General features: G+C 56.4%; 22 protein-coding genes. 14 read left to right on the forward strand and 8 right to left on the reverse strand.

Features of this window, described 5'->3' with window-relative positions; all coding sequences use genetic code 11:
• Positions 1 to 19: 19 nt before the first annotated feature.
• The 11 genes from OQ248_RS20530 to OQ248_RS20580 are packed head-to-tail and all read left to right on the forward strand — an operon-like array spanning position 20 to position 9,670.
• Complete coding sequence (locus OQ248_RS20530) at positions 20 to 160, forward strand: hypothetical protein (RefSeq protein ID WP_039013052.1); 141 nt, start codon at positions 20 to 22, stop codon at positions 158 to 160.
• Positions 161 to 165: 5 nt separating this feature from the next.
• A complete protein-coding gene (locus tag OQ248_RS20535; protein ID WP_265813790.1) occupies positions 166 to 2,151 on the forward strand; it encodes a phage tail tape measure protein in 1,986 nt (661 codons plus the stop codon).
• A complete protein-coding gene (locus OQ248_RS20540; protein WP_065257737.1) occupies positions 2,148 to 2,465 on the forward strand; it encodes a DUF2590 family protein in 318 nt (105 codons plus the stop codon). The genes OQ248_RS20535 and OQ248_RS20540 overlap by 4 nt, the downstream gene beginning before the upstream one ends.
• Positions 2,462 to 3,634: a baseplate J/gp47 family protein gene (locus OQ248_RS20545; RefSeq protein WP_265813791.1), complete on the forward strand. Its 1,173-nt coding sequence runs from the start codon at positions 2,462 to 2,464 to the stop codon at positions 3,632 to 3,634. Before OQ248_RS20540 ends, OQ248_RS20545 begins: the two co-directional genes overlap by 4 nt.
• Entirely contained in the window at positions 3,631 to 4,155 is a 525-nt protein-coding gene (locus OQ248_RS20550) for a phage tail protein (protein ID WP_169840841.1), read from the forward strand. The genes OQ248_RS20545 and OQ248_RS20550 overlap by 4 nt, the downstream gene beginning before the upstream one ends.
• Positions 4,156 to 4,164: 9 nt before the next feature.
• Positions 4,165 to 5,844 (forward strand): phage tail protein, encoded by a 1,680-nt coding sequence (locus tag OQ248_RS20555; protein WP_265813792.1) that lies wholly within the window; start codon positions 4,165 to 4,167, stop codon positions 5,842 to 5,844.
• 8 nt (positions 5,845 to 5,852) lie between these two features.
• Positions 5,853 to 6,560 (forward strand): hypothetical protein, encoded by a 708-nt coding sequence (locus OQ248_RS20560; protein ID WP_265813793.1) that lies wholly within the window; start codon positions 5,853 to 5,855, stop codon positions 6,558 to 6,560.
• A complete protein-coding gene (locus tag OQ248_RS20565; RefSeq protein WP_265813794.1) occupies positions 6,557 to 7,480 on the forward strand; it encodes a hypothetical protein in 924 nt (307 codons plus the stop codon). The genes OQ248_RS20560 and OQ248_RS20565 overlap by 4 nt, the downstream gene beginning before the upstream one ends.
• Positions 7,477 to 8,025, forward strand: a complete 549-nt coding sequence (locus OQ248_RS20570; RefSeq protein ID WP_265813795.1) for a DNA-binding protein — start codon at positions 7,477 to 7,479, stop codon at positions 8,023 to 8,025. Before OQ248_RS20565 ends, OQ248_RS20570 begins: the two co-directional genes overlap by 4 nt.
• Positions 8,022 to 8,726 (forward strand): hypothetical protein, encoded by a 705-nt coding sequence (locus OQ248_RS20575; protein ID WP_265813796.1) that lies wholly within the window; start codon positions 8,022 to 8,024, stop codon positions 8,724 to 8,726. Before OQ248_RS20570 ends, OQ248_RS20575 begins: the two co-directional genes overlap by 4 nt.
• Positions 8,699 to 9,670, forward strand: coding sequence for a hypothetical protein (locus OQ248_RS20580; protein WP_265813797.1), 972 nt, complete (start codon positions 8,699 to 8,701; stop codon positions 9,668 to 9,670). The genes OQ248_RS20575 and OQ248_RS20580 overlap by 28 nt, the downstream gene beginning before the upstream one ends.
• A 15-nt stretch (positions 9,671 to 9,685) precedes the next feature.
• On the opposite strand, the gene OQ248_RS20585 is transcribed toward OQ248_RS20580, so the two are convergent.
• The 6 genes from OQ248_RS20585 to OQ248_RS20615 form a co-directional block, all read right to left on the reverse strand.
• Complete coding sequence (locus OQ248_RS20585) at positions 9,686 to 11,074, reverse strand: ATP-binding protein (protein WP_265813798.1); 1,389 nt, start codon at positions 11,072 to 11,074, stop codon at positions 9,686 to 9,688.
• Positions 11,075 to 11,164: 90 nt separating this feature from the next.
• The gene (locus tag OQ248_RS20590) at positions 11,165 to 11,461 is read right to left on the reverse strand and encodes a hypothetical protein (protein WP_265813799.1); all 297 of its coding nucleotides are present in this window, start codon (positions 11,459 to 11,461) and stop codon (positions 11,165 to 11,167) included.
• A 906-nt stretch (positions 11,462 to 12,367) separates the two neighbouring features.
• Entirely contained in the window at positions 12,368 to 13,033 is a 666-nt protein-coding gene (locus OQ248_RS20600) for a hypothetical protein (RefSeq protein WP_265813800.1), read from the reverse strand.
• Positions 13,030 to 13,551, reverse strand: coding sequence for a hypothetical protein (locus OQ248_RS20605; protein ID WP_265813801.1), 522 nt, complete (start codon positions 13,549 to 13,551; stop codon positions 13,030 to 13,032). The genes OQ248_RS20600 and OQ248_RS20605 overlap by 4 nt, the downstream gene beginning before the upstream one ends.
• Positions 13,552 to 13,558: 7 nt before the next feature.
• Positions 13,559 to 14,338: a TIGR04255 family protein gene (locus tag OQ248_RS20610; RefSeq protein WP_265813803.1), complete on the reverse strand. Its 780-nt coding sequence runs from the start codon at positions 14,336 to 14,338 to the stop codon at positions 13,559 to 13,561.
• 244 nt (positions 14,339 to 14,582) lie between these two features.
• Positions 14,583 to 14,798: a hypothetical protein gene (locus tag OQ248_RS20615; protein ID WP_265813804.1), complete on the reverse strand. Its 216-nt coding sequence runs from the start codon at positions 14,796 to 14,798 to the stop codon at positions 14,583 to 14,585.
• A gap of 1,068 nt (positions 14,799 to 15,866) precedes the next feature.
• Between OQ248_RS20615 and OQ248_RS20620 the strand changes: the two genes are divergently transcribed.
• From OQ248_RS20620 to OQ248_RS20630, 3 genes are all read left to right on the forward strand, one after another.
• Complete coding sequence (locus OQ248_RS20620; RefSeq protein ID WP_265813805.1) at positions 15,867 to 16,229, forward strand: hypothetical protein; 363 nt, start codon at positions 15,867 to 15,869, stop codon at positions 16,227 to 16,229.
• Between the two features lie 108 nt (positions 16,230 to 16,337).
• Positions 16,338 to 17,036 carry a hypothetical protein gene (locus OQ248_RS20625; RefSeq protein WP_119428468.1) on the forward strand — a complete coding sequence of 233 codons (699 nt, stop codon included), beginning with the start codon at positions 16,338 to 16,340 and terminating at the stop codon, positions 17,034 to 17,036.
• 111 nt (positions 17,037 to 17,147) lie between these two features.
• A complete protein-coding gene (locus OQ248_RS20630; RefSeq protein WP_085712578.1) occupies positions 17,148 to 17,363 on the forward strand; it encodes a hypothetical protein in 216 nt (71 codons plus the stop codon).
• Positions 17,364 to 17,405: 42 nt separating this feature from the next.
• On the opposite strand, the gene pseH is transcribed toward OQ248_RS20630, so the two are convergent.
• A complete protein-coding gene (gene pseH / locus OQ248_RS20635; RefSeq protein ID WP_265813806.1) occupies positions 17,406 to 17,957 on the reverse strand; it encodes a UDP-4-amino-4,6-dideoxy-N-acetyl-beta-L-altrosamine N-acetyltransferase in 552 nt (183 codons plus the stop codon).
• Positions 17,958 to 18,202: 245 nt separating this feature from the next.
• A complete protein-coding gene (locus OQ248_RS20640; RefSeq protein WP_265813807.1) occupies positions 18,203 to 18,988 on the reverse strand; it encodes a transporter substrate-binding domain-containing protein in 786 nt (261 codons plus the stop codon).
• Positions 18,989 to 19,025 lie beyond the last annotated feature (37 nt).

The raw sequence follows: 19,025 nt of genomic DNA on the forward strand, positions 1-19,025 counted from the left end.
AAACGGACTGGGCCAACTGATGGCCCTGACGAACCGCTGGCTACCTGGTGCCGAACCCACGCCCGAGGCGATGGGCACGGCCAAGTGGCTGGAGGACGAACACTGGAGACGCATGGAGTTTGCCGTGGCTAACGGCATTGCCCTTGCGCTGAACGGGTAACGATTTTGGCAGACCGTAGCGCCAGCCTGGCTTTCATTCTAAGCCTGACCGATAAGGTCACCGCGCCCCTGGGCAAGGTGAAAATGGGCTTTGCCGAGCTTTCCGATCAAAGCGAGAAGCACATTAAGACGATCGGCCTGGGCTTGGGCGGTCTGACTGCAGGCGTGGTCGCCATCCGCGAATCCATGGAACCGGCGCTGGAGGTCAACCGCGCCCTGGGCGACGTCCGCTCGCTGGGCGTGGCCGAAGACGCGCTGGCGGCGCTGAACAGCAAATCGCTGGAGTTCGCGGTGAACTACGGCGAGAACGCCAAGGACTTTGTGGCGTCCGCGTACCTCATCGAGGGCGCCATCAAGGGCCTTGCCGGCAACCAGCTGGCGACGTTTACCAACACCAGCAACCTGCTGGCCAAGGCCACCAAGACCGACGCCGAAACCATGGGCGAATACGTCGGCACGCTCTACAACCTGCAGAAGTCCCAAGCTGATGCGATGGGGAAGGGCGCGTGGGTGGAAAAACTCGGCGGCCAGACGGCGCTGGCGGTGCAGCTGTTCCGCACCAGTGGCGCAGCCATGAAAGACGCCTTCAAGGAAGCCGGTGCGATCGCCACGACGTCCGGCGTCGACCTGGCTGAACAGATGGCGGTGATCGGCACGCTGAGCAGCACCATGGAAGGCGGCGACGCCGGCGGACGCTACAAAGCGTTTTTCGAGAACATCGGCGCCGCCTCGGAAAAGCTCGGCATGAAGTTCACCGACCAGCAGGGCAAGGTGCTGCCGATGATGACCATCCTGGACAAGCTCCAGGGCAAGTTCGGCGACCTCACCAGCGCGTCAGCCGGGGCGAAGCTGATGGAGGCCTTCGGCGGCGAAGGCGCCCAAGTGATCGGCGCGCTGGCCAAGGACACCGATCGGCTGCGCAATGGCATCGAGCAGCTGGGCAAGGTACGCGGGCTGGAGAACGCCGAGCAGATGGCCCGGGCGATGGTCGATCCCTGGCAGCAATGGGCGTCCCTGGTCGAGGTCATGCGAACCGTGTTTGGCCAGGTGCTGATCCCGGTGCTGTCGCCGTTCATGACCAAGATGGTGGACATCGGCAAAACGCTGGTGCGCTGGTCGCAGCTGTTCCCGAATATCACCCGCGTGGTCGGCATCACTGCGCTGTCGATCATGGGCATCGTCGCTGCAATGTCGGCCCTGACCATGGTGGTGGGCATTGCCCGCATGACCTGGCTGGGGATGCTGACCGTCTGGAAAGTCTTCCAACTGATGGGGCTGCGCACCGTCGCGGTGTTCATCCTGCAGAAGCTGGCCATCCTGGCTTACGTCGCAGTGATCTACACGCTGAGCGCCGGCCTGGCGCTGATTCGCGGCGCCATGATGCTGTGGCAGGGCGCGATCTGGTTGGTCAACGCGGCGCTGATGGCCAACCCGGTGGTGTGGATCGTGGTCGGGATCGTTGCCCTGGTCGCCGCGATCGCTGCAGCCGTCTACTACTGGGACGAATGGACGACGGCCCTGATGAATACCGCCGCGTTTCAAGCCGTTGCCGAGACGTTCCAGAAGCTGTCCGACTGGTTCAACTCCATGGGCGGCTGGTCGGGCATGGCCAAGGCCGCGTGGGACAGCATCGTCGGCATTTTCACCAAGGCCGTTAACGGCGTGATCGAGCTGCTGAACAGCATCCCGGGCGTGAACATCGAAGCGCGCTTCGGCGGTATGCCCGAGGTGTTAGGCGTCGACGCCGCTGCCAGTGCCTCCGACACCGCCAACGCTGCGCAGAAAGCCCAACAGACCATCAACGCGGCAATCCCCAGCCTGTCGCCGGCGCGTCCGTCTGCAGTGCCGCCGGGTGGCCTGCTGACCAGCATCCAGAACAACAACAGCAGCCAGAACAAGGGAACTCATGTGGAGAACGTGACCATCAACACCGGTAAGCCGATGACCCCGCTGGAGATGGAAAACATGGTCGCCATGGCGGTGGGCGGATGAGCGAATACGTGGATCTGCTGATCGTTGGCAACGACCTGGCACTGGATCCGTCGCACCAGCCGCTGCTGGTCGATGACCGCGCCTGCATTGCCCAGGACATCGCCCACATGATCCGCGACAGCGGGCTGCTGGTGACGCTGGTGGCCGAGCGCGATCGCCTGCGCCAACGCGACTGCATTCAGCAGATGGAGCTGCTGGTGGAGGACGACGTGCGACTGGTGCCGGGGACGGCCCGCATCACGGAGCAGGCGCCGGGCGTGTACCTGGTCACTGCGAAAACCATCAAATTCGGATCGATTGAGGTCAGCCTGTGAGCGTCGATTTTAAAAAGGTGATCGCCGATGCCGGCATCCCGACCACCGAGGCGGGATTGAAGGCCGCGTGGGAAAAAGAGGTCGAGGCCCAGGGCGCCAAGGTGGCCAACACCAGCAGCTATTCGCCGTTCTGGCGGGTGATGACTGCGCTGGTGACCAAGCCGGTTCTGTGGCTGCTGGATTTCCTGTGCCTGACCGTGCTGCCCAACTTCTTTGTAAAAACAGCGGTCGACGCCTGGCTGGATACGCTGGCCTGGGCGGTCAACGTCGAGCGTAAAGGCGCGACCAAGGCCCAGGGGAAACTGCTGTTCACCCGGGCCGTTCCGGACGGTGTGCTGCAGCTGGAAAAGGGCATAGTGGTGCAGTCTGCCGCGATCAACGGCAATGTTTACCAACTGGTCACCACGGCGCCGGCGACGTTCCAGCAGGGCCAGCTCCAGCTGGATGTTCCGGTCGAGGCGATCGAGGCCGGCAGCGGTTTTAACCTGGCCCCGGGTTACTACGCGATCCTGCCGGTGCCGATCCCTGGCATTGTCCAGGTGGTGAACAAAGACGGTTGGCTGGCTTCACCAGGTGCAGATCCGGAACCCAACGACCAGTTGCGCCTGCGCGTGCGTAACCAGTTCTCGGCGGTTAACCAGTGGCACACCGACGCGGTGTATCGCGCCATGATTTCCGCCTTCCCGGGCGTGCGTCCGGATGGCGTGTACTTCGAACATGGCGCACCCCGTGGGCCGGGCAGCGCCAATGCCTACATTCTGTTTGATGCCGGCGTGCCGGCGGCGACATACCTGGAGCAAATCAACGCGCACATTCGCGACCAGGGCAATCACGGCCATGGTGACGATCTGCTGGCGATGGTCATGCCTGAAGTCCCGGCGACCGTGACGCTGTGGCTGTGGCCCAAGCCAAACTTGAGCGCCGAGCGAATCAGCGCCCTGGTGAAAGAGGTCGAGCTGTTCGTGCGGGCGGCGTTTCGCGAAAGCACCGCGACCGACTACCAGCCGACGCTGACTTATCCCCAGTCGCGATTCAGTTATAGCCGCCTGAGTGAAGAACTCCACCAGCAGTTCGCCGATATCGCTTCCCTGCGCTTTCTACCCGGCCAGGACATCATCAGCGGTCTGAACATTCCGCGCCTGGGCCAGTTGAAGGTGACGGCGCAATGACCAAGCTGAAATTACCTTTCTGGCTGGGTGGCACTGAGCTGGCCAAGTTATTGGCCGCTGCACAGTCCTGGTGGGAAACCGTCTCCGGGTGGCTGCGCTGGCCCTATTCGCAGATCGATCCCGATACGTGCCACCTGAGCATCCTTGAGCTTTGGGCCTGGCAGCGTGACGTGACGCGCTTCGCCGGTGAACCGGAAAGCCTGTTCCGGCTGCGTGTGAAATACGCCTTCGTGAACTCGGTCGACGCCGGCAGCACCGCCGGCATGAAACGCATTTTCGAGCGCCTGGGCGTCGGCTATGTGGAGATCGAGGAACGTCAGCCCGACCGGGATTGGGACGTCGTGTTGCTGAAATTCAGCAACGCCCAGCTGTCGCTGAATCCCGAGCTGCTGCGTGTGCTGATCCAGCAATACGGTCGGACGTGCCGGCGTTATGACTTTGTGACCATCACCCCTGTGGGCCTGCAAGTGGGCCTGATCGACTTCAACGACGACCAGCAAACGCTGGTCGCCAGCCTGTAGGAGCGCAAAGTGAGCGCCATTATTACGTTGGCCGGCGAAGGCCAAATCGCCCTGAAACAAAGCCAGAAAAAGCCCCTGGTTATCACGAAATTCATTTTCGCCAACGTGCCCGGGCTGGCCACCGAAGCGCCGGTAGATCGTGCTGCCGGCAAGCCGTCGGCGGGCCAGATCGTGCACACCTACGAGATTCCCGAGGGCAATAGCGGTTTTGTGAACCCCAACCAGATCGTCTACAGCGCGCAGCTGGGTTCAGACGTCGGCGATTGGGACTTCAACTGGGTCGGCCTTGAGGACGCTGACGGTTTGCTGTTCGCCGTGTCCTACGTGCCGCTGCAGCAGAAGCGCAGAAACATCCCACCGCTGCAGATCGGCAACAACGTCACCCGCAACTTTCTGGTGGCGTTCGACGGTGCCCAGGCGCTGACTGGCGTAAAGATCGATGCCAGCACCTGGCAACATGACTTCACTGTGCGCCTGGCGGGCATTGATGAGCGTCAGCGGCAAATCAATGGTGACGTCTATGGCCGGGCGTGTTTCTTTGGTGCCGGATTCAAAATTGATTGGGTTGATGATTCGTTTCAGATGCAGCCAGGCGGCGCCTATGTCGCGGGGATTCGTGTTGTGCGGTCGACCCCATTGAAGATCGAGCCGCCGAGCTACCCCACAGTCGCCTGGCTTGATGTCGCCCTGAAGCGAGAACTCAACGACGTTGTGGCCAGCTACACCATCGTGTTCGGAGCCGATCGTACCGATTACACCGACAGCGCCGGCGTTGGCCACTACTGCGTTCCCCTCGCCGAGATACCCAATGCTTCCATTGCACTGGACAGGCGCGTGGCCGAGCCAATCGACGCTTCGCTGATTACCTACCTTGCGGCCAGGAACGGCGACTACCCGCGCCTGCGCGCCCGAGGCACAAAGAAAGAAGATGTCGGACTGAGCAACGTCCCCAACGCAATCAGCGACGACCCGACCACCAACAGCAGCCAAATCATTGCCTCGACCGCCGCGCTGAACAAGCTGCAGCAACAAGTCGGCGACTCGATGACCGGGATGGTCGCCGCGTTCGATATGACCAGCGCGCCACCGGGTTGGCTGAAGTGCAACGGCGCCGCTATTTCCCGAACGACCTACGCGAAGCTGTTCGCAGTGATCGGCACCCGCTACGGCGCCGGCGACGGCGTCAACACCTTCAACGTGCGCGATATGCGCGGCAAGTTCATTCGCGCCTGGAGCGACGGTGGCGTTGTGGACGCTGGCCGGGCGTTGGGCAGTGAACAGGCCAACCAGAACCGCTCGCACACTCACGCGGCGTCCACTGCCGGAGCCGGTGCACACGGTCACGGCGGACATATCGATGCCGCCGGTTGGCACGGGCACTCGGCCTGGACGGCAGGCGCTGGTGAAGGAAACACCCAAATTCTGATGGGCAACCAAGGCGTCAACGTTGGCGGCAACGTCGCGGGGTCGGTGATGGGCTCCAGCTCCGGCGGCGCGTTCTGGCGGGAGTTCGGCAGCGCCCACGCTGCCCACACCCACGCCGTCGGCATCAATGGTGACGGTGTCCACACCCACGGCCTGAACATCTATGCCGCCGGTGACCATGTCCACGGTGTCACGGTCGCTGCAGACGGGGGCAATGAGTCCCGTCCGGACAACGTTGCATTTCTCGTCTGCATCAAATACTGAGCGCCCTTATGAACCGAAAAATCGTCTATCAAACCAATTCCTTTGGCCGCTATGTCGGCACGACCGAGGCAGAGGCGTGCCAACTGGAACCCGACGTTTTCCTGATCCCGGCGGGCTGCGTGGAAATCCCGCCGCCGGAAGAACCTGAACACAAGGCTGCATGCTGGATTGATGGAAAGTGGCAACTGCTGGACTTTTTCCAAGGTGTGACCGCGTACAACATCAAAACCGGAGAGCCGCTGACGCTGGACGGCTTCGCGCCGATGCCGAGCGGTTACACACTCAAGCAGCCAAAGCCGCTTCAAGTCTGGAAAAATGACCATTGGGTCGACGACACCGCTGCGATTCTGGCTTCGCTAAATGAGCAGAAAAAGCAGGAAATCAACCAGGCGTGCGCCCTGTACACCGAATCGGGCTTCGTTTCTCAAGCCCTGGGCTGGCCGTTTCATTACGACAGTGCGCTGGTCGATCAAATCAATCTGACCGGTTCCATTCTCTCGGGCCTGGCCGCCGATATCGCCTGTACCGACATGGAGCAGCACAAAGCTTTCAGAACCCACACCGCAGAACAATTGCGCGATGTTGGCCAAGACCTTTTCCGTTTCAAACAGGCGGCGCAATTGCATGCCGAAAATCTGCGCCAAGCGCTGGCCAAGGCGTTCAACGAGCAAGACAGCAAAGCGATGAACGCCATCAAATGGACGCCGCCAGCATGACCTGGTCACCGGTGACGATGCGCTGGCCGGAACAGGCCACGCAATGGATGGGCGGTCTGTCTGCCGCCAAGGATCTGGCCACCGGCGAGCTGGCCAGTACCGCCCAGCGTCTGGCGGGCCTGGAAGGTTTGGCCAGCACCAACCCGGGGCCGGTCGGTGATGCCGCGAAAGGCGCTATTGAAGCCGGACGTGCCGCGCTGGCCGAACAGTTGGGCCAGGTGCCGTCGTGCCTGGTGGTGACGCCATTTCAGAGCGGCATCGGCCAGGGCAAGGGCTACCAGCGTTTCCTGTCGGCGCCGAACGTGCTGGAACACCTGGCCAATAAACTGGAGGACGCCACCGACTTGGGCCGTCCGGTCGGGCCGCAATATGCCCTGTCGATTCTGTTTCTGGGGACACGTCTGGAACAGTTGGCCAGAGGCCTGTCGCGGTTCAACGCGTTGTTGCCGATCGGCGACCTGGTGCGCACCGAGCGGCGCGCCCAGCACCTGATGAAACTTGAGACTGAAAAGTGGGAGATCCCCGGCGCCGGCGCGTTGCCGCGCTGGCAAGGACTGCCCCTGGAGCGCTGCACGGTGGTCAAAGCTGCCAAGCAATCGATGGCCGGCCAATTGGCTGTGCTGGAGGGCTACGCCGCCGACAGTTCGCCGTTGGGCGATCTGGCGGCGCTGGCCGCTCGCAAGGCGGCACAGCAACAGGGCAGGGATCAACAACTGGCCGGCCTAAAAAAACTCCTGGCTGAGGGTAACCCCGACGTCAGCATACGGGCGCGCCTGATTGGCCCGGGTAATTCCAGCGAGCTGCGCCAGGAGCTGCTGAGCGGCGATGCCCCTGGGCATGAGTGGGTGCAATGCGCCGGCCTGCTGCTGGTGGGTACGCAAGAGGGGTTGAGTTTTGTACGGGAGCTGGTGGGCCTATGACGCTGTTGCTCGATGGGCAAAAAGTCCAGGGGAAGAACCTCAAGGTCACAGGCAATCTACGCATCGAAAGCGGCGACATGTCGGGGCAGACCAGCAACACCGACAAGGCGCACAAGGGCTTCAAGCCCAAAACGTTGGCCGTTTCGCTGATGATCCCCTTCGTTGATCGGGTGCAACTGACTGACTTGATGCGTCTGGCCGAAGCCACGGCGAGCGGCGGTGAGCTGCATCTGTATCGCGTCGTGAACGACACCGCCGAGGCGTTCGGCGTGCGCCAGGTGGAGTTTTCCGAAGGCGTCAGCGCCCGCGAGGCCGACAACCTGAAAGCCTGGCTGGTGCAATTCACGCTGAGCGAGCGCGAATCGAACCCGGAAAAGGTCGAGGGTCGACGTGCCGGCAACAAGGTCGATGCCCAAGGCGCCCCGGGCAACTCGGTCGGTGAAGGTGGTAGCAGCTCAGGTTCGAGCGACAACCCCGAACTGAGTGGCTTTGAAAAGGTGCTGGGTCGAGTCGACAAGTGGCTGGGCGGGAGTGAGCAGACGTGAAACTGCACAAAGTTCTGGCCATCAATGGCGCGCCTGTTCCCCTGGTCAAAGAAGACGTTCGGCTGGACGCCACCAGTCCAGGGCGGGCGAATTTCACCGTGCAGTCTGCCGAGCCGCTGAAAGGGTTGGTAACGCTGGACATCGGCTACAACGACCGCACGCTGCAGCGCCACTTCATCGGCTACGTCGAGCGCTGCACCGCCGCCAATGCCAAGGAGCAGGTGCTGTTCTGCCGTGAGCTGGCTGCAGTGCTGGCCAACCCGCTGCCGCTGAACCTGCGTCACGTCGATCTGCGCGCCGTGCTGGCTGCCATCAGCGAGCAGACAGGCCTGCGCTTTCGCGTACCCGATCGGCCTTACGCCGGCGTGAAGGCACCGTACTTCTACAGCCTTGCTGCCGGATACCAGGCCATGGACAGCCTGGCCCGAGTGTTCAGTATTCCCGACTTCACCTGGCACCAGTTGGGCAACGGCGAAGTGTTCGCCGGCAGCTGGGCCGACAGTTTTTTCGGCGCCCGGGCGGCGCTGCAGATCCCCACGGAGCTGTTCGACGGCTACCAGGGCAACCAGAGCGCAATGGTCGCGGCCCTTCCTGGCCTGCGACCGGGTGCAACGATCAACTCCGGCGAACGTGTCACCAGTGTGGCACTCGCCAATGACCAGATGGCCATCCGATGGAAGACGCAATCCGCCGCGCTGTAGAGCGCCAATTTCCCGAACTCACCGGCGGTTATCACCTGCCGCGCTTTGGCCGGGTCACTGCCGTGGCCGACGCCCCGGCGGATGCCGGGATCTGCGACGACTTCCGTCCGCGCTACGCGATCGACATTGAAGTCCTGGGCGCCGACGACGAGCCAGATCCGGCGATGCCGCCGCTCACTGGTGTACCGTTGCCACTGCCCACAGGCGGCGAGGGCATGGGCTTTTACGCTTTTCCGGAGGAGGGCACGCGGGTTGTGGTGTGTTTCGCCTATGGTCTGCCGAACAAGCCCTACATTCAATCGATCTTGCCCCACGGTCTGAGCATGCCTAAGGTGCCGAAAGGCGACCAGGTTTGGCAGCACAGCGGCACGGCACAGCAGCGCGTCGACGCGGACGGCAACTGGCTACGCCAAACCGATGGCAAGATTCGGGATCAAGCGATCGAGCGTGAGGTTGAAGCCCTGGACAACCGCGAGCAGTTCCAGAGCCACACGCGGGCCGTCGATGACCATTCGACCGAGACGGTGGGTGGTGTGAAAAAGATCGAGGCGCTGGGCGCACTCAAGCTGTTGTCCGGCGGATCTGCAAGCTTGGCGGCGGTGGACGATTTGCACCAAGCCACTGGGCGGGATCTGAACTTAGTCGTGGGTCAGAAGCACAGTTCCACGGTTGGTGGCGATATGCAGGAAAGAATTGAAGGGATGCGGCGAAGCTTTGCGGCGGTGAGTCAGCGGATGCAGGCGCCAAAAAATTGGGTCGGGTCTAATGACGTGAATTTGTTCAAGATGGTATGCGATACGCTAGACCTTTTGCATGAAATGAACAAACAGCTGGCCGGACATACACACGGCCCTACGCCCGCTCCCAATAATTCCGCCGAATTCCAAGGCGGTGCAGCACATGCGCTGCAACTCGCCTCTCAACTTAAAATAATCACACTGTGAGCATCATCCAAAGAATCATGCTTTTATGTACTCATATTTGAATACGGGAACGCTTTCATCTATGGGTTTTATCTTGTTCTCTGCTCGGAGTCGCTGAAGCGCTTTTTTAACTTTCTGCATATCATCTTCGCCACTCAGGTGTCTGACCAATTTGTTCGTCAGCACTGCGTCAGGGGTTTCGATTAAGTATGCTTCGATGATATCCACAACCGAGGCAATTTTCTGATGCTTAATAGTTACAATAAATGAGTTTTCGGATTCTTCAAAACTCGGTGCGACGAGTCCTACTTTTTTTAGCTCGTTTCTCGCTGTGTCAAGACCCTCACCAATATCGTGATTTACTGGGTTTGGTAAGTTGTGCAACATTCGTACAATATTTGGGTTTCTCGAAAATCGATCATCGTATATGTTGTCGGTGGTCATATAGCCTGGCAGGCGTCCGGGACTCCTAATTTCTACTCTATTGTCAAATATCCGTACATGGATGTCGTCATTTAAGCTGTAATCTCGGTGTATGACGGCGTTAACAAGAATTTCTTTGAGTGCTTCAGCTGGGTACTGAAGCTTTATTATTTTTTTTCCATCGTTATAGGACGCGCCATCAATATATTTTGCTACTTGTGCAATGGCTTGGCTGATTACTTGTTCGGCCGTTCCGTTGATCGTTACAGGCATCTCTTCGAGCTGCTCTCTCTTGTATTCCTTTTCGGTTGTGCGGAGCCTGTATACCTTTATCGCACAGCGAGTTTGTAGCGTAGCCTGCGGTTCCTCATCAAACAGCAATACACATCCCACGTTAGGTATCCGCTCATCATTTTTCTTAGTCAATAATCGCTGTTTTCTTAGAAAAATTTTCGGATCAAGGTTGGAGCTGACGCGCTGCATATAATCCTTCAGATGGGGGCTTTCTATGACTTCCTCTATGTCTAGATCATCAACGGTTTTTCGTTCATATAGTTCAGCGCCTTTTGAGTACCCGAGCTGAGTGATACGCTCGCCTTTAATCTTTCTTTTTTGGGCGTTTACTCTGATATAGCAATCGCCGCTTGCGGTATAATGAACCTTCGGGCTCTTTGGAATGCCTAGATGTAATAAGAGGCCTCTATCGCCAGAATCTAAGAACTCTACGGTTAAATTTTCTACAGCAGGTTCGGTTTGTTCAAGCAGCGTGGAAATTACAGCGTTAGCGTCTTCCTGTTCTCTAAAGCCAACAATCCTTTCTCCTTCCACAGCCTTATCTTCAATTCCGACATATAGGTCACCGCCATCCGAGTTTGCGAAGGCAACAAATGACTCTTGAAGCTTTGCTGGGCTTATGCGAGCACTTTTAACGTCATTAAAGTGGTCTTCGTTTAAGTCCAGCAGTTTTTGTAATACTTCTGGTGTGGTTGCGATAACTTCCATTTTTATCCCTGGCTCACTCGGATTGAGAGGATCAGTAAGCCAGTGTTATCACACCTATTTCAAGTGATTTCGTTGTGTCGAACCGGAGATCTACCCTTCCCGACACCACCAGGATTGGGCGTAGGCACAATCATCAATGTATTCGATTCCGCTCAGAACGAAACCGGTTACAGCCATACCTGCAAGTGTGGCATCAAGCAGTGGGGGAATCGGGTCGGGATCAAGCGGCATTCCCACTTCAAGGCGTGCAACATTAGCGGCGCGCCCCAGTTCATGGCACATGGTTGCGTTCACCATGACATTGCCTCGGATCGCCGGATAGCGGCGCCTTTCCTTTGAAGTGAGCGGTACGCCACGTAACCGCATTGGAGTGACGAGTAAGTGCATTCGGCGGCCTTCTAAGCTTCAGTCTTGATGTCGTGCAATGTTTCCACTGCGAAGGCCAGGGCGGCGTCTGCCAGTTCCAGAAAGTCGCATAGGACACTCGAATCAATGATTTGCGCACGGTGTAGGTGGTGGGCCTCAGACAGGAGCGCTTTGTGATGTGCACCTGGCTTTGCCAGTAATGCTTCCCTGTCTCGCAAGAGCATTTGCCACCTACCCAAGGCAGCATGATTAACAGGGATATCACTCACAAAAATTCGGTTCATTTGGCACCCAAGTGTCGCAAGATACTGTACATAAAAACAGTATAACGGGCGGATCTACGTCGGCGCATGGTTCTGCGACTGGTGGTCAGTACCTCACTCGTGTCAAAGCCCAACGTGCGCCAAGAAGCCCTGGCGAGAAAGCTTTCGGCATCAAGAAAAAATCTGCTGATAAATCACTTATCCCCCTCCCGCCGGCGGGCTTTGCGTCCCTTTTTTGTGCAAAGATCAGAGCGCTGCAATTGCCTATTCAATCCAGGCCCACTGTGGGGGCTGTGTGAATAGGAACGATTGCACGCAGTGCAAGGTTTTGCAAAAAAGTGTAGGAGTTTTGCATAGCGCGACGGGGCGGGGGCGAGTTGGTAAGGGGAGGGGGAGGCCCGGTCTGCAGAGGTTTCAGTCTGCAAAACCTACTGAACGGGTTTTTTACGTTTTCAGAGGTGTTGGCATTAGTCGCGAATCCTACACCGTCCAGTCCGCTTGCAAAACGGCTGTAAGCTCCAGCCTGCTTGGCTTTCCGGTGTTTGCCGGGATTACACAGCGTTACCAAAAATTCCCGGCGATCGGTGCCAATTTGGAAGATAAGAAAAAATGTCGACAACGGACGTTGTCGTTGCCCATGTTTCAAACATGGGCCAATGCATTTTTATTTTAAGTTTCGCACACGAAGCAGCGGTTTCGAACCGGTGTTGTTTTGGATGAAAGTTTCAATGGTTTTTATTTCGTCATCTATATTTCCGATTTCGTCATCATAGATGTCGGCAGAAATCGTATTTTGTTGGAAAAGTTGAATTATTTGTGTTTTTTGATTGTTTAGAGATGTTAAATTGATTGCGGCCATTTTTAAAATTGCAAGTGTGGTTTTGCGATATTCCACCTGGGTGGGGTCGTTTAATTGTAAAAGATCTTCGGTATACTCGCCAAATTTAGTGCGGGTCGCCATAGTGCCTTTGGTCGATTCAAATCTCAGGTGCTGGCTCATAATGTAGTCGCACGGATTCACAATGTAAGGCCCCTTGCTTTCATCTTTCGGCCAGTCATTGTTTTTACGAGAGTTACAACTACCACAGCAGTAATAAAGGTTTTGATAGTTGCACTCTAAGCTGGCAAATTTTGGTATGCCTTTAGGGCGATAATGATCAACGCCAAAATTCAAATTTGGTGCGCTGCTATCAGGCTGTCGACAATAAACACAAGTTCTTGAAAATTCGTGCTGTAGATAACGCTTGTAGGTTTGATAACGCTTGAATAGTCTTGGAGCCAAAGATCTAGTGTGCTTCGACTTCGGATACTGGAAGACTGTAAAGTTCAAGTTGGCAGTCCCAATCTTTTTGCACGGTCAAGTATAGACTGCTCCACTGATTTTATAGAATCGATTGACGCCTCTAGGTGGCTTATCTGTTCAATGGAAACTCTTGGAGCACGCTCAATTAATCTAGAATTGAGGATTTCAAGGCGTGCAATCATCTCCGCTGAGATGGAATCATTTGCGTATTTTATTGCAAGAAGTTTTATACGGTCTTCAGCGATTTTGCTAATTTCCAGGTCTCGTCCTTGAAGCTGTCGTTCATTAACGAGCGGTCGAATCGGTCGAGCGTCTGCGCTCTTAGGAAGGAGAGATGTGGAGTCATTCTGCGGATAGGCTTTTGGAACCTTTTCTGTGCCGTCGATATCCGCGCCGGAAAAGTTTAAACCTGTATACCGGTTTGTTAAAAATTGTGTGGCACCAAAGCCGAAATTTTCTTTGGGAGGGTTACGCCCCAAAGCGGCTTGTGATGCATAAAATATCGATGGTGCTGGCGCTGGAGTAACATCTACGTAATAGTCCATGATTAAATCATCCTTTCCGAGTCTTGTTATCTGTAGATAAAGCGCTTCTAGCTCTATCAGTGATAGACCAGTCGAACAGATCAAATGCTTGGCGATGCATGATATCAAGAGCAGCAGCAGTATCAGTTAGTAATACCTCTGATCGATACGTATCAATATCTATCAAGTAGTCAGGCTTAGGCGGCGCCCCGTTGGAGCGATTAAGCTGGATTCCATGTTGGAATAAACATCCACCGTCTTCAGCCACTAACTGCATTCTTCCGCCAAAGTCGCTTATCCCTGCGAAGAGCTCGGAGGTGATAGAAGCTGTTAGGCTAGGATTTATCCAGTTGATAATGTCTTCTTCTTCACTTTTTAGTACGTTGATATACCGAAGGCCAATTCGGGTGAAGAAATCTGAGTCAATGACTTTTTCAGCAGCTTCCAGAACTTGAAGAACACGCTCGCGCAGGTTGTCGAAACCCGAGTAAGAAGTGGTTTCAATCGATAGAGCATTCTCTTTTAATGATATGCTCCAGCCGCCTTTCGTAGATCGCAATATGTGTATATTGCTAGAGCCAGTATTTGTGGAGCCAATGCCAAGAGTGAACTCATTGTTTAGCTCTAGCAATGGATAATCTTTACGCAGCGCTTTAACGAATGATGCTGGCGGACGTTGTTCGCCTAGTTCCATAAGGGTCGGAAAACGTAGCTCGCAAACAGCCTGTTTCAAGAAATTACGCTTATAGCGATTTTCATTTTCAGACCGAGTACGTACTAATTCGTCAGCTTTCCAACTTGCGCTCATGATGGACTCATCGCTAGGTACAAAAGGCGGCCATAATGGCATGGATTCACAGTAGTGTCAGTACTGCATAGATTTTCGCTCACACCCGTCATCGAAAATCAAGCCCGTTTTGGGAGTATAGACGCCCGTGCCCATAAGGGACGGCAGGCCGTAGGTGTCAAGACGAGACTAACTCCGTCGTAAGCATGGCCAGTTGGACTGCTGGCGCTAGCAGCAATGCTGAATTGGATCTGGTGTGTGGTCATCAATCCTTCTCCTTCGCTATCAGCTGAGCCAAGCCTTGTCTGATAAAGCCAGCGTTTTCACCTATTCGCTCCAAGGCACCACGGGCGTTTTCCCCAATGGCTTCGTTTCCCTGCTGCTCTACCAAAATCACCAACTCCATCAACGCTGCTTCTAAGGCAAGCTGATTTTCGTAGATTTTTTCAAGAACGATAGAAAGGGAGTACTCACTGGGCATGCTTTCGACTCCATTCGAGAAACAGGAAGCATAGCAGGGCATCTGAGTATTGATTTCAGTTCGAGGCTGGGAAAAAGGTAATTTTGGTAAGCCGGTGCGAAAAATTGGCTGCAGCCCTTACAGACCGTGGCTTTGAGGTATTACCTTTGAAGGTAATATTTGGTAAGGCTGGAGGTAATATTTCACCAAGTGCCTGATTTTAAAGGGTTTCGTAGGGAGGTGAAATTACTACGACTAAGGGTAATTTTCTAACCTCTCTATTACCCTATTATTACCTTTGCCAAATGCATCTAAGATGCTGATTTTATTGGTTTTTTATCAATATGAAAAAGAAAATTACCAAAATTACCTTTTTCCCAGGGGTCAACCTGAAAACGGAGTGAAGCACAGACGGGGCGATTCGCTGGCCTTTCGTGTGCGCGGTTTAACACTCACGAAACACGCCTGAGCCGACGATAGACAGTGTCAGGATTGGAGCCGAGAACCGCTGCTTAAAATTTGCTAACGCAGTCGGCAGAGGGGATCGGACAAGGAGGGAGAAGAACAGAGCTGGTACGCAATTGGTACGCGGGGTGGTGGCGAGGCGTTTGGGCCTTTATTTACGGCGGGTAAAAGAAGGGTCAGTTCGATCCATCATAGGTCTGACTGTGGTGCTGCAGTAGGTGCGGTTATTCGCTTATGAAAAGTTCTTGCGCATGTTTTTTAAACATAAAAATTCACTCGTTTAAATGATCCATTCTTTCGTCATCCAATCCCTACACAACCTTGCGCCACCCCCTACATCTAAGACAGAATCCGCCGGCTTGTGCGTCTAGGGCGCGGGTTTTATCGTTCCTGGGTCACTGAAAACCAGTGATCGGGTTTGGTAGCCCGCTTCGTTCTAGACTCATGGCGTCTCCATGTGCAGTCCTTTTCAAGGCTCGGATTTCATGGTGGTCATGCGTGGGGCCCATTCGTGGGCGCCGGGTTCTAGTGCGACCGGTCTACCAACCCGCGTATGGCCGCCACCCTACGTTTGGTAGCGAAGGGTGATGGTTCCTTTTGGTAATCGCGCTAGAGGATTCATCCATGATCAAACCAACCCCAAACCCACCAGTAACCGATCCAGTCTCCCCCTACAAATTCCCCGATTCCCGAACCCTGAACGAAGCCGCCGAACGCGCCCTCGACCATTACCTCACCCCGCAACAACGCATCATGGGCAGTCACACCCAACACGACCCCATGTTCCTGGCCAACCCCGCCTACACCAGCGAATCCCTGTTGGCCAACGCCAGCGAGTCCCTCGATTCCGCCAGTGAAATGCTCAGCAACTTCGCCGCGATCCTGGAACCCGCTCACCGCAAAACGGCGCTGGGCATCGCGCAAGTGGTGATGGTGGCGGGGCTGGCGGTGAGTCAGGCGCTGGATCACGTCGAGCCGAAGTCGTAAGTGCAAATACCTTCCGTGGCGAATGCCGCCACGGGAGGGCAGTGTTTCTTCAGAATTCCCCGACATGGACGACAACTTACGCATTCCATTCCGCGTTTTGAGTTGTCCATGAAAAAACTAGTTGTCGTGATGTTTGCCGTCCTGTTTCTCGCAGGTTGTGCCAATCAGAAGTTCAAACCCGAATACCGCACCCAGATCCACACGGTGAAAGTCCTTCCGGTGACCTGGAGCTTCAAGGAAATGACCTACATGGGCCGCGAGCAGGCCTGGGGCGCGGCAATCGGAGCCGGTGTCGGCGCGGGTGTCGGGATGGCGTCCCATGCCGGGAAACTGGGGACGGCGGCGCTCAGCGGGGCCGGGTTTGCGGCGGGGTTGAAGGCCGGGGATCTGGCGTCGATGTCTACGGTCGAGGCGATTCAGTACAACATGACGAGTGCTGATATCGACCTGGGCAAACTGGTCAAGAAGGGGTTCGAGGATCAACTGGCGGCCAGCGGTCGTTTCAAGATCGTCGCCGATAATGAGCCGGCCGATGCGCAGATCGAGTTGACGGTGGTCACCTGGGGCTTTGCGCTGACGCAAGGTTTCAGCAGTGTGGTGTATCCGACGATTGCCGTGAACGGTGCCCTGAAGCGTGGCGATGAGTTGATCTGGCAGCGCAAGGAGCCCATCACTCCGTTCAACGGCGCCAACACCTACGGTTACGAGCCGCTGCGTTATCGCACCGAGCCGGAGCTGGTCCGTGAGGCGTTGACCGGTGTTTCGCAGATTGTCGGCACTTATCTGGTCAAGGATCTGAACGAGTAATCACCGCTCTGCCTGAACCCGCGCTGTCGATGGCGAAAGTTTCATGTTGTCGGCGCGCGGGGGCGCCTAGGATGCAGCGATAAGATCGTTTCATCCAAGGGGAGCCGTGCCATGAGTGCCAATGTCGTCAAAGTGCTGTTGATCGCTGCAGCTGTCTCGGTATTGAGTGCCTGTTCGGGCTCCGGTGGGTTGACCACCACCAGTTGTTTTTCTTCGGATTGCCAGTCGCCGGAAGGCCGCGCCAGCGCCAATACACTGAAGTTCGGCGGCACCGGTATTGGTGCCAGCCTCAACCAGTACAGCTCCGGCATGTTGCATGACGATTGAATAGAAAAGGGCGCCCATCGCGGGCGCCCTTTTTCGTATGGCCTAGATCGCGCCGATGCGCTCGACAACTTTCTGCAATGCCGGTCGCTTGGCCAGCCACTCATCCCTGGTAATTCCCAGCAGCACCACATCAATACGTTCGCCGTCCTTGAGGATGTTCTGTCGTCTGACGCCCTCCAGCTCAAACCCGAACTTCTGATGCATTTTCACTACGGCCGGATTGCTCGCCAGCACTTCGCAATTGAGCTTTTCCAGCCCCGCTTCGGCAAATGCGTAATCCAGCATCCAGAACTCGACCACGCTGCCCAGGCCTTTGCCTTGCAGTTGAACGTCGAGGTAAAACGCCCAATCAGCCGTCTTCTGTACGGTGTTGATGGCATTGAGTGAAACAACGCCAACCGCGCGCTCTTCCTTGAGCACGACAAACACTTGCTGGCGCGAATTGCCTTTGAGGGACGTCAGCCAGTTTGCATGTTCCTGGTCGCTGATTTCATGGGAGGTGTACATGTACTTGCGCACGTCTTCCTGGTTTCGAAGGGTGCGGACGTGGGCCTGGATGGCGGGGTTGGCTTCGGTGAGGGGGACGAACTGCATGGTGCTTTCCTTGTCTCGCGGGCGCCTGAGCTGAGCCCGCGGGGTCTATCGTTGATGTTTCAGGTTGTGTTCCCGGGCAGGCGCGCGGGAGAGGGGGGATTTGGGGGTATCGTTTTTTCCAGAGCAATCGCGAAATAAACACCAAATGTTTCAAGGGTTTATTGAACTGTGTCAGTGTTTTGCTCATAAAAAAGGGCGCCTATGGAGGCGCCCTTGTGCGTTTTACGTGGTTCGTCCTGAAAGACTCACTGCGGCCCTGCCAGCCACTCACCAATAACTTTCTGATATTTCCCGGTGACCTTGCTCAGGTGCAGCCACTGATCGACATACAGCTTCCAGCTCACGTCATCACGGGGCAGCAGGTAAGCCTTTTCCCCGTACTGCATGAACTGCTCCGGGTTGACCGCGCACAAACCGGGTTTCTGTTTCTGCTGATACCGCGCCTCGGAAGCGTCGGTGATCATCACGTCGGCCTTGTTGTTGAGCAGCTGCTGGAAGATCGTCACGTTGTCATGCAAGGCCAGTTGCGCCTTGGGCAGGAAGGCGTGGACGAAGGCTTCGTTGGTGCCGCCGGCGGGTTCGACCAGGCGCACGTTCGGCTGGTTGATCTGCTCGATGGTCTGGTACTTGGACTGGTCGGCGCAACGCACCAGCGGGATCTTGCCGTCGACGTCGAGGGTGTTGCTGAAGTAGGCCTTTTTCTGTCGCTCCAGCGTCACCGAAATCCCGCCCATGCCGATGTCGCATTTGCCAGCCTGCATGTCCGGCATCAGGGTTTTCCAGGTGGTCTGCACCCACTCGATCTTGACCCCGAGACTGTCGGCCAGCGATTGCGCCATGGCGATGTCGATGCCTTCGAAACCGCCGTCTTCGCGTTTGAAGGTGTAGGGCTTGTAGTCGCCGGTGGTGCAGACGCGCAACTGGCCTTGTTGCTGGATGGTGTCCAGGTGTGAGGCTGGTTCTTGTGCCTGAGCGGTGCCGGCCAGCGCCAGCAAACCGCAGAAGATCATCGTGTTTTTTCGATTTGTCATTGTGATCGGGCTTGTGCAGTGGGAGTGCGGGCCAGTG

It is taken from the genome of Pseudomonas sp. COW5, assembly GCF_026240005.1.
Classification (GTDB): domain Bacteria; phylum Pseudomonadota; class Gammaproteobacteria; order Pseudomonadales; family Pseudomonadaceae; genus Aquipseudomonas; species Aquipseudomonas kribbensis.

Coding starts and splice junctions, on each gene's coding strand:
- OQ248_RS20620 (WP_265813805.1), top strand. CDS start 15,867: ATGATCAAACCAACCCCAAACCCACCAGTAACCGATCCAGTCTCCCCC.
- OQ248_RS20585 (WP_265813798.1), bottom strand. CDS start 11,074: ATGGAAGTTATCGCAACCACACCAGAAGTATTACAAAAACTGCTGGAC.
- OQ248_RS20550 (WP_169840841.1), top strand. CDS start 3,631: ATGACCAAGCTGAAATTACCTTTCTGGCTGGGTGGCACTGAGCTGGCC.
- OQ248_RS20605 (WP_265813801.1), bottom strand. CDS start 13,551: ATGGACTATTACGTAGATGTTACTCCAGCGCCAGCACCATCGATATTT.
- OQ248_RS20590 (WP_265813799.1), bottom strand. CDS start 11,461: ATGCACTTACTCGTCACTCCAATGCGGTTACGTGGCGTACCGCTCACT.
- OQ248_RS20640 (WP_265813807.1), bottom strand. CDS start 18,988: ATGACAAATCGAAAAAACACGATGATCTTCTGCGGTTTGCTGGCGCTG.
- OQ248_RS20570 (WP_265813795.1), top strand. CDS start 7,477: ATGACGCTGTTGCTCGATGGGCAAAAAGTCCAGGGGAAGAACCTCAAG.
- OQ248_RS20540 (WP_065257737.1), top strand. CDS start 2,148: ATGAGCGAATACGTGGATCTGCTGATCGTTGGCAACGACCTGGCACTG.
- OQ248_RS20560 (WP_265813793.1), top strand. CDS start 5,853: ATGAACCGAAAAATCGTCTATCAAACCAATTCCTTTGGCCGCTATGTC.
- OQ248_RS20625 (WP_119428468.1), top strand. CDS start 16,338: ATGAAAAAACTAGTTGTCGTGATGTTTGCCGTCCTGTTTCTCGCAGGT.
- OQ248_RS20530 (WP_039013052.1), top strand. CDS start 20: ATGGCCCTGACGAACCGCTGGCTACCTGGTGCCGAACCCACGCCCGAG.
- OQ248_RS20615 (WP_265813804.1), bottom strand. CDS start 14,798: ATGCCCAGTGAGTACTCCCTTTCTATCGTTCTTGAAAAAATCTACGAA.
- OQ248_RS20630 (WP_085712578.1), top strand. CDS start 17,148: ATGAGTGCCAATGTCGTCAAAGTGCTGTTGATCGCTGCAGCTGTCTCG.
- pseH (WP_265813806.1), bottom strand. CDS start 17,957: ATGCAGTTCGTCCCCCTCACCGAAGCCAACCCCGCCATCCAGGCCCAC.
- OQ248_RS20610 (WP_265813803.1), bottom strand. CDS start 14,338: ATGAGCGCAAGTTGGAAAGCTGACGAATTAGTACGTACTCGGTCTGAA.
- OQ248_RS20565 (WP_265813794.1), top strand. CDS start 6,557: ATGACCTGGTCACCGGTGACGATGCGCTGGCCGGAACAGGCCACGCAA.
- OQ248_RS20580 (WP_265813797.1), top strand. CDS start 8,699: ATGGAAGACGCAATCCGCCGCGCTGTAGAGCGCCAATTTCCCGAACTC.